Consider the following 9611-nt stretch of genomic DNA (forward strand, 5'->3'; position numbering starts at 1 on the left):
GGCTCGGCAAGGGCTCCAGCTTCCGCTCGTTCGACAAGGTGCTGCCGGTCCCGGCCGGCCACTACACCAACCTCGCGCGCTGGCATCAGCTGGCGATGATGAAGAGCAACGGCGATCTGCGCGAACTCCGCGAGCTCCAGCGCACCGCGCTGAAGCCGAAGCTGCTCGAGGATTTCATCACCATCGTCGATCTCGACCTCGGCTTTTCGCTCTACCGCGCGGTGTCCGACGCCAAGGTCGCGCTGTCCGCACAGGACGAGGTGGATTTCCGCTTCAAGGGCGGCGGTGTCGACATCGGCGCGGCCATCACGCGGAAGAAATTCGAATCCTGGATCTCCGACGACATTGCCCGGCTGGGCGCCATCGTCGACAAGGTGCTCGCGGAGGCCGGCATTGCCGCGCGCGACATCGAGAAGGTGTTCCTGACCGGCGGCACCTCCTTCGTGCCCGCGGTGCGAAAGCTGTTCGCCGATCGCTTCGGCAACGAGCGGCTGATGTCGGGCGACCAGTTCGAGTCCATTGCCTACGGCCTTGCGCTGATCGGGCACAGCCCGGACCCCGACCGCTGGACGGCGGATGGCGGGCTCGCCGCGACCCCGTAGCAGGCGGCAAGGAGCGTCCCGGCAGAAGGCTGATTGGCCGTTACTTCTGCTGAATCCGGTTCAGATAGTCGATCACGGCGAGAATGCGAGTCCGCACCACGACCTCCGGGGCTTGCTGCGGCCCGGCTTTCTGCCAGTAAGTGGGATCAACCGCGTGGGGCAGGTTGACGATCGGGTTGAACCGTTCGCCCCAGATCGGCATTTCACGCGTGCCATGGGCGGGGACCGATTTCGCCCCGTAGATGGTCTCAAAGACGGCGTTGGTGGGAAACACCCCGTTGTTGTTGCTGGTCAGCAGGGTCAGGTCGGACGGCGCCGTCTTGAGCTGGCCGCTGACCGGTCCCTTGCCCTTCGCGTCGGCGCCGTGACAACTCGCGCACGACGACAGAAATTCCGCCCTGCCGATGTCGATTTCTTCGGCTTGGGCGGACGCGGCGAAACCGGCGGCAAGACCGGCAATGATCAAGCATGCGACGGTGGATCTCATCATCTCGCCTCCGATCGGCAGGGAGTCTCGTGCTCCTAGCCGCTTCGCCCTCCTGGCAGTTTGATGCATATCAAGACCGCGCACCAGTGCTGCCGCCCGGGCAAAAGCGCGCAGCGCCGTGCCCGCGCGTCTGTCGTCGTATCGGAAAGCTCGTGGGCACGGCGCTTTGCGCCTTTACCCGCCTCGCGATGTTGATGTCGTTGCTACTGGTGGATCTCCGGCTCGACGAGCTTGGCCAGGTTGCGCAGCGATTCCTGCCAGCCGAGATAACAGGCCTCCGGCGGAATGACGTCGGGGATGCCGGATTGCGTGATGTCGATCTCGGTGCCGACCGAGACCTTCTTCAGGATCACGGTCACCTCGATCAGGCCGGGCAGGTTGGGGTCCTCGAACCTGTCGGTGTAGCGGAGGCGTTCGCCTGGCACGAGCTCGACGAACTCGCCGCCGAACGAATGGCTGTGGCCCGTGGTGAAATTCCGGAACGACATCCTGAACGTGCCGCCGACCTTGGGCTCGAAATGATGCACCGTGCAGGTGAAGCCGTTCGGCGGCAGCCATTTTGCCATCGCATCGGCCTCGAGGAAGGCGCGATAGACCTTCTCCGGGCTGGTGGCGAGAACGCGGTGTAGGCGGACGGTATTGGGCATGGTTGTTATCCTTGGTGCTGATGGGCCCGAGCTCGGCGTTGATGGCCCATTCATGTCACGAGGACGACCGCAAGGCTGCCGATCCGACAGGCGGCTCGGATTTTTTGTCGCGGGGGCTGATGTCGCGAGCCCTCGTATCCGAGAGCCCTGAACCTCGCAGCACGGCAATCGCAGATGGAGCGATACCGCCTGCAGCCATCCTTCGAGACGCCCGCTTTGCGGGCTCCTCAGGATGAGGACCGAGTGCGTTGGGCTGGGTTCAATGAGCACCGATGCCTCTTAGCCTCATCCTGAGGGCCCGCCGCAGGCGGGCGTCTCGAAGGACGAGGCGCGCGCTCCGCTCGCGCTAAGCACATATGCGAGAACCCTGCCTGCCCAGAGGCCGCAGAACGCACAAGCTCTGTCCAGGTTTAACCGCGGCACGCGAGGAACACGATGCGCGGTGGCTTGTTGTTCGCGATCGGAACAGGAGACAACCGGATGATCAGGAAGCTCGTGCTGGGCGCGGTGATCGCGTCGATGATGGGATCCACCGCGATGGCGCAACCCAGTCAGCCACAGGGAGGCGCGCAAGCAGGTGTCGGCGGAACGAACGACACCACGAAGAACAGGGGCAAAACCAAAGACGGCATGACGACCGGAACGTCGTCCGCCGGCACCACCGACGGCTCAGGCAGCAGCGCCCCCGGCGGCCAATCTTCCAAGAAGAGCTCGATGCCCAAATGACTTAGCTCGGGATCAAGCGAACTCAGGATGCGCCCATGGTTCGGCCTAGGACCAAACGATGGGCGCAAATTTCAAGCCGCGGCGGAGAAGCTCTGCGCGGAGCAGCTCAGCGCGCTCCTTTGCGGCAGCTCCGACCAGGCGATATCTGTGACCCAGGGCTTTGTCGGCTTCGACCTGACGTCGAATGTTCTCATACAGCCGAACAATGCTCTGGTCGGTCAGATGATCGAAGCTGGCAACCGAGGACAAGACGTCCGCGGTCGGGCGGCTCGCTCGCAGAGCCGACAGGACGGCATCAAGAGATTTCTCATCGCCCATGTGACGCGCCGTCCCGCTGCTGATCGACACGGACACTATGGGGCCGAGTTGAACGAGCGGAGATAACAAATGTTAACTGACGGCAAGCAAGCGGCTGCTCGGCCTATGCCACGTCCTGCGGTGTCATCGTGAACGCCAACCGGTAGCGGCCGAGCGTCGGATTGTCGTGCGCGCCGGCTCCGCGAAGCGATGACGGCGAGAGCTGTCCGGCGATCATGGCTTCGACCGCATCCCTATCGTAACCCGACAACAGAACGATCCAGTCGGCGGCGCCGTCCTTGCCGCGGATCTGCTGCTCCGTGGTGGGCGAACTCGTCCTGGGCGTATCGGTCAGGAGCAGGTGGGCGCCCGTCAGCCCCGGCTTCGAGGCGAGGGCGCCGAGCGTGTCGAGAAGGTACGCCTGCAGCTCGGCGGCGCGTCCGGCGTGCGGCGACAGCCTGATGGTGGCGAGCGCGCCTGCCACGCCACCGCCAAAGCTCGCGACGATCCGGCATTGACTGCGCACCATGCCGAGATGATGCGGCATCATCTTGGACGACCACGGCGTCGGTGCGTTGAGCCGGTCGAGATATCCCTTCGACGTGAGCACCTCGTATTGCTCCAGCTCGTACAGCACGAAAAAGCCTTCGGCGTCCGTCGTGCTGCTCCAGCGCGATCCGCGCCGGAAGCCGGGAATGCTCATCCGCTCCGGAAAGTGCTCATGCGAATGCCAGTCGCCGAACTCGGCGCGCTGTTCGGCGCGAACGCTCCACCACATCGCGACGGCGGCCTTGCCGAGCAGTGACATGTTGATCCTCCCTGTCTTGCGCCGGGCTATCGCATCTTTCCGGCCATCCTTCGAGACGCTCCTCAGTAGATTCGTCAGTTCGGCAAGCCTCGATGGAGCTTGGCTCGACCGTCTGTTTTGCGCGCCGAACCCTGCGAGCCCTACGCCCGGACCCGGCTTTCGATTTCGCCGCGCTCAATCGTCAGCGTCACGTCGGCGAAGGTCTCGAGCAGCTTCGGGTTCGACTCCGTGATCAAAAGGGTAATGTCCGGGTCCTGCGAACGAAGCCGACGCAGCGCCTCGGCGTATCTCTGCGCCAGCACAGGGGCGAGGCCCTGGAACGGCTCGTCCAGAATGACGAGGCGGGTGCCCAGCATCGGGGCGCGTCCGAGCGCGACCATCTTGCCTTGGCCGCCTGAGACGGAGCCCGCCGGGCGACCCGCCAGTTCCCGAAGCTCCGGCAGGACGGAGTACGCTCGCTCCAACCGCCGGCGCGCCTCGTCCGCGCCAAGTTTCGCGACGCGACCGGGCAACAGAATGTTTTCTTCCACCGTAAAGGCCGAGAAGAGACGACGGTCTTCGGGGGCGTAGCCGATCCCTAAGAAGGGCCGGCGGTGCGGAGGAACATGTCGGAGATCCTGACCGCCCAGGCGCACGATGCCGCTCGCCTTCGTGAAGCCCATGATGGTCCGTACCGTCGTGGTTTTGCCGGCGCCGTTTCGCCCGATGAGCGCGGCGGTCGCGCCCGGCGGCAGCGAGAAGCTGACGCTGCGCAGCACCGGAGCATCGGCGATCGCGACGTTGACGTTCTCGAAGTCCAGCATCGCCGTCATATGCCGATCACCTGTTCACGGACCTTGGGATCGGCCAGAACCTCCGCCGGCGTGCCGACCTTTTGGATCTTCCCGACGTTCCACACCGCGACCCGGTGGGCATAGCGCTCCACCATGTCCATGTCGTGCTCGACGAAGACCGAAGTTACCTTCTCCTTGGCGAGCGCGGACGTCAGGATGTCCATGATCTCCAGCTTCTCCGCGGAGGCGACGCCCGAGGTGGGCTCGTCCATCAGCAGCAGTCTGGGCTTCAGCGCGAGCGCCAGGGCGATGTCGACCAGCTTGCGTTGTCCCTCGGGAAGCTCCCTCGCCTTGCGGGACGCGTACGACTTGACGCCGACGAGATCCAGCAGGCGCTCCATTTCAGGCAGCTCGGGCAGGGCGGAAAGCGCCGTGAAGCCGGAAGGGCTTCCCAGCCGCGAGGCCGCGGCAATCAGCATGTTCTCCATCACGGTTTGATCGAGAAAGAGCTGCGGTATCTGAAAGGCCCGCGCGATGCCGAGCTTGGTGATCGTGCGCGGGAGCTGCGCCGTGATTTCCTGGCCCAGGAAGCTGATGCTTCCGGCCTGCGGCCGCAGATAACCCGTCGAGATGTTGAGGAAGGTGGTCTTTCCGGCGCCATTCGGTCCGATGATCGCGAGGTTCTCGCCTTCGAGCACGTCCAGGTCGATACCGTCGGCGGCGACGACGCCACCGAACCGGATCTTGATGCCCTTCGCGGAAAGGAGGACGCTGGCCATCAATGTCCTCCCTGCTTCGCCTGGCCGTAGCGCTGCCTGAGACCTATCAGTCCGTTGGGCGCATAGAGAATGATGACGATCAGGACCACGCCGAGGATCAGCTGCCAGGTGTCGGCCAGGTGGGCCGCCGCATAGAAGCGCACGCACTCGAACATCGCCGCGCCGGCGAACGCTCCGAAGGCGTGGGCGCTGCCGCCGAGGATCGCGATGAACACGAACTCGCCCGACTTCGTCCAGAACCCGAACTCGGGCGTGGCGATCTGCTGGATGATCGCCACCAGCGCGCCGCCGATGCCGCCGAGAAAAGCCGAGATCATGTAGCCTATCAGAAGCACGCGCCGCGCGGACGTCCCGAGGTACTCGAGCCGGGTCTCGTTCGACTTGATGGCACGCAGCATGTGCCCGAGCGGGCTCTCGAGATAGCGTTGCACGCCATAGAAGGCGACGACCGCGGCCAAGAGGCTCACGTAAAGAATGACGTACTGGAAGGTTTCGGGCGTGAACGACAGCCCCAACAGGGCTGGACGAGGGACCCGGATGCCGTCGGCGCCGTTGGTGTAATGAAACATCTTCTCCAGCAGCGACCACAGCACCATCGAAAACGCCAGATTCAGCATCCCGAAAAAGATTTCCCGGTAGCGGACGACGAAGAGCCCGACGATGAGGCCGAAGACGGCGGAGGTTATGCCGCCCAGCGCGATGAAGAGCACGATGTCGCCGCCACCGACATACTTGCCCCAGAACGCCGCAGTATACGCCCCGGTCGCGAAGAACATGGCATGTCCGAACGACACCTGCCCCGCCTGCAGCAGAAGGATGATACCGAGAACGACGATGCCCTTCGCGAGGATCAAGGCGAACAGGGTCGCCCAACTCGACACAAAAAGGGGCGCGACGGCGCTGACCAGAAAGAAGATGATCGCGACGGCGGTGACCGGCTTGATGCGACCGCTCATCATATTTTCCTGACCTGCACGGCGCCGAACAGGCCGAACGGACGCACCAGAAGCACCAGCACCATCAGCAGATAGGGAACCAGAACTTCGAATTCCGGCTGGAGATAGATCACGAAGGCACGGGTCAGGCCGATCATCAGCGCGGTGAGCGCGGTGCCCTCGATCTGGCCGAGACCCGCGGTCGCAGCGACGGCAAAGGACAGCACGATCATGTCGGCCCCCATGCCGGGGACCAGCGAGGTGGTCGGCGAGGCCAGCGCTCCTCCCAATGCGGCCAGACTCGCGCCGATCACGAAGGTGACGAAATAGACGCGTTTTGCGTCGATCCCGATGGCCGTCGAAGCCTCGCGGTCCTCCGTGACTGCAAGGATCACCGCTCCCGACAGCGTCCTGCGCAGGAAGTAGCGGAGCCCGAGCAGCGTCGCCAATGCGACGCCGGGCAGGAGAATGACCTGGTACGAGGTGTAGCTGACGCCGAACACGGCGACGTTGGGAAGCAGTCTCAACGGTTCCGCGGCGAAGATGGGCTGCACGCCCCAGATCAGACGCTGCAAATTGTCCATGATCATGAAGGCGGCGAAAGTGATCAGAAGCTGGAGGACGTCTTCCTGTCCGGAGAGCGGTCGCAGCAGAAACCGTTCGATGAAACCGCCGCATACGACGCCGATCACGATGGAGGCTGCCAGCAGCGCGGGGTAGGTGAGCCAAGGCGATATCGGCGCGACTGCAAGGCTGAACGTCGCAGCCAGGTAGGCGCCGAACGCGTACAGCGAACCGTGCGCGACGTTGACCACGCGCAGCACGCCGAAAATCAGGCTGAGCCCGACCGAGACCAGGAACACCAGTGCGGCGTAGCTGATCCCGTCGAGGATAGCCAGGATAGCGAGTGTCGAGTTCATGATGGCCTTTGGAAAAGGTCCGTCCTCCGGGGCGGGCTCGGAGGACGGGATCAAACGTCGAGTGTGCCGCTACTGGGCTTTGAAGCTCGGCACGTCCATCTTGACGAAGTCCGGCTTGAGCGTCTTCAGCCACTCGACCGACCGTACGCCCGCCGGGTTGGTGATCGTCTTCGGATCGAAGATCATCATGTTGTCGAGCAGCTTGAAGTCGTACCCCGGAACGGACTTGGTGACGCCGACCAGCTGAGCTTCGAGACCCTGGTTGTCCTCGGGCCGCAGCGTAATCGGACGGCCGAAGCCGGTGGCGAACTCGGTGCCCGCCGTGGCGTCGACCACCTGCTCGCGCGTGGGCCAGTTGCCGCCGTTGGCTTTGATGGCCTTGTCGTAGGCCGTCTGCAGTGCCTTGAACGCCTGCGCCATGTGATAGACCGGGTAGATCGGCCATGCACCGGTCTTCGCCTTGAAGGCTTCATTGAACGCCTTGAAGGCCGCGTCGTCCTTCTTCTCGGGATGCAGGAACCAGTGGTCTCCGCGCGCGCCGACGATCAGGCCTTCAGGCAAGTCCTTGCCCAACCGCTGGATCGACGATTCGCCGATCCCGAGCACGAAGGTCGACTGCTGCAACAGGCCGCGCTGACCGGCCTGGCGGACCAGCGTGTCGAGATCTCCGCCCCAGGACGTGGTCAGAACCACGTCCGGCCGCAGCGCCAACAGACGGGACACCTCGGTGGAGTAGTCCGGTGCGCCGAACTTCGGGAAGAGCTCCGCGACGACTTGCACGTCCGGCTTCATCGCCTTGAGCGCGGTCGAAAAGATCTCCCAGCTCTCCCGACCCCATGCATAATCCTGATTGACCACCGCGATCGTCTTGAAGTCGGGCTTGGTCTTGAGCAGGTAAAGCAGCACGGCCAGCATTTCCGGCGTGCCGTTCGCCTGGGTCCGGAAATTGTAGCGGTACTTCTTGGTTTCGAGGATGGAGGCCGCACCGCAGTCCCACATGAAATTCATGACTTTGAGGTCTTCGGCGACCGGCACCAGCTGGGTGCAGCTGCCTGACGAGATCGAAGCAAACGTGGCATCGACCTTTTCGTCCTGCACCACGCGTCGGTAGTTCGAGACGAGCGCCTCGCCTCCCGCGCCTTCGTCGATGAACGAGAGCTTGACCGGCACGCCGCCGATGCCGCCCTTCTTGTTGAGGTCCTCCGCGATCATCTCCGCCGCGGCCTTCGCCGGCACACCGAAGACCGACGCGGGGCCCGACAGGAACGTCGTGATGCCGATTTTGAGCTCCGACGGCTTGGTCTGTGCAAGCGAGGTGCCGGTAAAGGTCGCGACCAAAAGCCCAGCCGCAACCGCAGTCTTGAGAAACTGCATCGAAAGTCCTCCCTGTTCTATATGTCGCACCCGGCTTCAGCCGCCGTGCGCTTCTTATTGGAACAACGGTACTATAATTGTCGCGCGTTGCCAGCCCCCTTGGCCGCCATTCGCGAGCCGACGAGCCTGGTTCGATGCCGCAGCGCATTGTGTCGGTCTGCGCGAGTGGAGGGACACGGTCCCCAACATGGTCGATGCCTTTAATTCCATGGTGCGATAAAAGCTCCGGCCAGAGCCAGCAGCGCGCGCAAGGGCTCCTGGTTGCGGCCTCCTTCATTTCAGCTGACGATGCGGCATCATCTTCGCCGACCACGGCGACGGCGCGTTGAGCCCGTCGAGATATGCTTTCGAGGTGAGGACCTCGTATTGCTCCGGCCCGTAGAACACGAAGAAGCCGTCGGCATCCGTCGTGCTGCTCCAGCGCATTTCGAGGATGCCTCGTTGCGGAAGTCGGCGCAGTCGCTGGCAGCCGCGACGGCAGCATCCGCTTTGCCCATTCAGCCGATGTTTCGAACTCTTTGCTGTCTAAAGTTCCTCAGTGACTCCGAGGCTTCCGCAGAGCGATCACGCCGATCGCCACCAGCAAACCGGTGCTGACCAGGGCCAGCCCTGCAAGCTGGAGACTGTTTGGAATCTCGCCTGTGATGGGCATGCCGATCAGGATTGCGACGGCTGGGACGAGAGCGGGAAAGACCGCGGCGCGCCCGGCACCAAGAATTTGAACAGTCTTCGAGAAAGCAATGACAGCGACGACGCCTGAGAGAACGCCTTGCACCAGGATTTGCGCCGCGAGCATCGGCAACGGAGTCGCCAAGAGACGATCCGCTCCGATCACCACGACGTAGCCGGGAACGTAGACAGCTGCTGAAAGCACCGAGACCACAGCGGTGCCTGCGACCGGCGACACGCCCCAGCGGCGGCTGAGGACGGTAAACACGGCCCACATCAGGCCGGCGGCCGCGAACAGCAGGTCGCCGATCGGCGTCAATGCCGTCCCGGTCATCAAACCGGGCCCGGCAATTACTGCGAGCCCGGCCAGGATTATAGCGACACCTACAATGCGCGCGATCGTGGGCCGATCACCCAGGACCAGAAATGCTAGTCCGATCGACCCGAGCGTCAGCGCTGCCGGCTGGATGACGGCACCATGGGCCAGCGGCGCGAATGAATAGCCTGACACACCGGTAATGACGAAGAGCGGCCCGACCAGCAGTGTTAGCGCGGCGCCCTTCATCATACCCATGCCGGCCATCCCCATGATGC

Annotated in this window: 12 protein-coding genes; 2 read left to right on the forward strand and 10 right to left on the reverse strand. The window is 63.7% G+C overall.

The window, feature by feature from the left end:
* On the forward strand, positions 1–602 hold a 602-nt coding region (locus JHD07_RS03230), incomplete at its 5' end, for an Hsp70 family protein (protein ID WP_291618860.1).
* A gap of 40 nt (positions 603–642) precedes the next feature.
* On the opposite strand, the gene JHD07_RS03235 is transcribed toward JHD07_RS03230, so the two are convergent.
* The gene (locus JHD07_RS03235; RefSeq protein ID WP_291618862.1) at positions 643–1089 is read right to left on the reverse strand and encodes a c-type cytochrome; all 447 of its coding nucleotides are present in this window, start codon (positions 1087–1089) and stop codon (positions 643–645) included.
* A gap of 203 nt (positions 1090–1292) precedes the next feature.
* Complete coding sequence (locus JHD07_RS03240) at positions 1293–1736, reverse strand: SRPBCC family protein (RefSeq protein WP_291618863.1); 444 nt, start codon at positions 1734–1736, stop codon at positions 1293–1295.
* A 480-nt stretch (positions 1737–2216) separates the two neighbouring features.
* On the opposite strand from JHD07_RS03240, the gene JHD07_RS03245 reads away from it, so the two are divergent.
* Positions 2217–2462 (forward strand): hypothetical protein, encoded by a 246-nt coding sequence (locus JHD07_RS03245; RefSeq protein WP_291618865.1) that lies wholly within the window; start codon positions 2217–2219, stop codon positions 2460–2462.
* A gap of 421 nt (positions 2463–2883) precedes the next feature.
* On the opposite strand, the gene JHD07_RS03250 is transcribed toward JHD07_RS03245, so the two are convergent.
* From JHD07_RS03250 to JHD07_RS03285, 8 genes are all read right to left on the reverse strand, one after another.
* Positions 2884–3567 (reverse strand): hypothetical protein, encoded by a 684-nt coding sequence (locus JHD07_RS03250; RefSeq protein ID WP_291618867.1) that lies wholly within the window; start codon positions 3565–3567, stop codon positions 2884–2886.
* 140 nt (positions 3568–3707) lie between these two features.
* Positions 3708–4379 carry an ATP-binding cassette domain-containing protein gene (locus JHD07_RS03255; RefSeq protein ID WP_291618869.1) on the reverse strand — a complete coding sequence of 224 codons (672 nt, stop codon included), beginning with the start codon at positions 4377–4379 and terminating at the stop codon, positions 3708–3710.
* Positions 4376–5119: an ABC transporter ATP-binding protein gene (locus JHD07_RS03260; protein WP_291618871.1), complete on the reverse strand. Its 744-nt coding sequence runs from the start codon at positions 5117–5119 to the stop codon at positions 4376–4378. Before JHD07_RS03260 ends, JHD07_RS03255 begins: the two co-directional genes overlap by 4 nt.
* A complete protein-coding gene (locus tag JHD07_RS03265) occupies positions 5119–6075 on the reverse strand; it encodes a branched-chain amino acid ABC transporter permease (RefSeq protein ID WP_291618873.1) in 957 nt (318 codons plus the stop codon). The genes JHD07_RS03260 and JHD07_RS03265 overlap by 1 nt, the downstream gene beginning before the upstream one ends.
* The gene (locus JHD07_RS03270; RefSeq protein WP_291618875.1) at positions 6075–6974 is read right to left on the reverse strand and encodes a branched-chain amino acid ABC transporter permease; all 900 of its coding nucleotides are present in this window, start codon (positions 6972–6974) and stop codon (positions 6075–6077) included. Before JHD07_RS03270 ends, JHD07_RS03265 begins: the two co-directional genes overlap by 1 nt.
* Positions 6975–7043: 69 nt before the next feature.
* Positions 7044–8348, reverse strand: a complete 1305-nt coding sequence (locus tag JHD07_RS03275; protein WP_291618877.1) for an ABC transporter substrate-binding protein — start codon at positions 8346–8348, stop codon at positions 7044–7046.
* 273 nt (positions 8349–8621) lie between these two features.
* On the reverse strand, positions 8622–8774 hold the full coding sequence (locus JHD07_RS03280) for a hypothetical protein (protein ID WP_291618879.1): 153 nt from the start codon (positions 8772–8774) through the stop codon (positions 8622–8624).
* Between the two features lie 109 nt (positions 8775–8883).
* Positions 8884–9611: DMT family transporter (locus tag JHD07_RS03285; protein ID WP_291618881.1), on the reverse strand; the 728-nt coding region annotated here is incomplete at its 5' end.

Origin of the sequence: Bradyrhizobium sp. (assembly GCF_016462955.1) — a bacterium.
Classification (GTDB): domain Bacteria; phylum Pseudomonadota; class Alphaproteobacteria; order Rhizobiales; family Xanthobacteraceae; genus Bradyrhizobium.